General features: G+C 56.3%; 1 protein-coding gene. It reads right to left on the bottom strand.

Features of this window, described 5'->3' with window-relative positions; all coding sequences use genetic code 11:
* Positions 1–2,036, bottom strand: a 2,036-nt coding sequence (locus N477_RS25160) for a condensation domain-containing protein (RefSeq protein WP_231098036.1), incomplete at both ends; no start/stop codon positions are given.

Below are 2,036 nucleotides of genomic sequence, written 5' to 3'. Positions count from 1 at the left end.
TGTAACGGCACATGACTGTATTCTTCACTCGCCTGCTGAGCTCGATGCAGCTGCTGTAGCCAGCTTACCACCGACTTTTCACCCTCTACTTTCGCCACCACCGGCAGGGTATTGATAAACAGCCCCACCATTTCATCGACCCCCGCCAGCGTCGCCGGTCTGCCCGACGTCGTCGAACCAAACACCACCTGACTGCCACCACCGTATTTACTCAGCAGTAGCGCCCAAGCGCCCTGCACCAAAATATTCACTGTCGTCTGACTGCGTTTCGCAAAAGCACTCAGCGCCGCCGTCTGGTCCTCGCTGAATGTAACTGTGCGCGTCTGCACTGCAGGTTGCTGCACTTCTGACTGCTCCGTTCGCTGGTGCGCCAATGGCAGCGGCGTTTTATGCTCAACCTCCGCCAATACATCACGCCAATAAGCCTGCGCCGCATCCCCGTCCTGCTGCGCCAGATAAGCTGCATAGTGGCGGTATGGCTGTGGCGCAGCCAACGTCGCGCCCTCACCCTGATAAAACGCTGTCAGCTCCGCAAAAATAATCGGTAAACACCAACCGTCTAAGATCGCATGATGATGCGACCAAAGCAGCCGCTGTTGGCCTGCGCCTAAATCGACCAGCACCAATGACATCAGAGGCCCGCTGCTCGCATCAAACCCTGCAACCTTGATCTCCTCTCTCAACCGCGTCAGCTCATCGGCTTGTGCCTCGGCGCTCCACTCTGACAAATCATACTCTCGCCATGCCAGTGGCATGTCGGGCAGCACCAGCTGATGAGCCGCAGTGCTGTCTAATCCCACAAACACACTGCGCAGTATCTCATGTCTTGCCACCACCTGACGCCAAGCCTCAGCCAGCCGAACTTTGTCCACTGCATTGAAGTCCAGAGTCATCTGGGTAACATAGCTGCCCGCCGCCAACATACTGTGGAACAACAAGCCCTGTTGCATCCCTGTGGCTGGGTAAAGATCTTGGATCTCTCCATACTGTGCCTGCCACTGGCGGATACTCGCCTCCTCTGCCGTGGCCAACGGGAAGTCTACCTGAGTATATTCGCCCTGCTGAGTCGCCATGCAGTGCTCTATCAACTCTGCTAACCCCTGCTCGATGTGAGATAACAGCAGCGCCATCGCCGCGCCATCATAGCCCGCCTCGGCGTATTTCAGACTGAAGTGCAGCTGTCCCTGCGACACCAGTGTGGTCAGCGTAACTCCATGCCAAGGCGTGCGCGCTGAACTGATCGTTTGACCCGAATATTCTTGCGCCACGCTAAAAGGCAGCTCGTCATGGTTTATCTGATCAAACTGACCAAGATAATTGAATACTATCTCCCGTGCCGGCAGCGATGAAAATGCACTGTCGCTGTGCTGTAACAGCGCAAAGTCCATGCCCTTGTTTGGCACAGCACGGTACTGGCGTTTCACGCCATTGAGCAGCGCGCCTGGAGTATTCCCCTCGCAGCTTAAACGCAGCGGATACATGGCAGTGAACCAGCCCACCGTCTGACTCAGGTCGAGTTGCGTGGTATCGGTCTCGCGACCATGCCCCTCAAGGTCCAAACACACACTGCGGGTGCCATCAAAACGCTCAAAACCAGACAATATGGCTGCTAATAGCAACTCCAACGTGGTGCTGCGATAACTCCGCTGACATGGCCCCAACAGCTGCTCGGTCTGAGCCGCCGAAAGGCTGAAGCTCAGTTGTTGCTGCTGTCCCGCCGCTATGCTAGTCATATCCTGTGTCGTGCCATAGCGTTCGGCTAGAGTGGGCTCAGAAGAGGCAAGCACTTCCTGCCAATAGTCACGTTGCTGCTGCACCGTTTCTGTTCGCGCATGGTCCGCCAAAAAGGCGCCCCACTGCTGATAGGACGAGGTTTTCGCAGCCAGTGTGAGTGGCTCTGAACGCTGTAATTGTTGCAGTCCCAATGCCAGATCTTCCAACAAAATCCGCCATGACACACCATCCACGGCCAGGTGATGGATCATCAGTAACAGCCGCTCATCATGCTCTCCCTGCGCCAGCTGTGTCGGTAGACG

It is taken from the genome of Pseudoalteromonas luteoviolacea H33-S, assembly GCF_001625695.1.
In the GTDB taxonomy this organism is placed as follows: Bacteria; Pseudomonadota; Gammaproteobacteria; order Enterobacterales; family Alteromonadaceae; genus Pseudoalteromonas; species Pseudoalteromonas luteoviolacea_B.
Note: the sequence above shows the minus strand (reverse complement) of the source record. Positions and strands in the feature narration are given on the sequence as shown.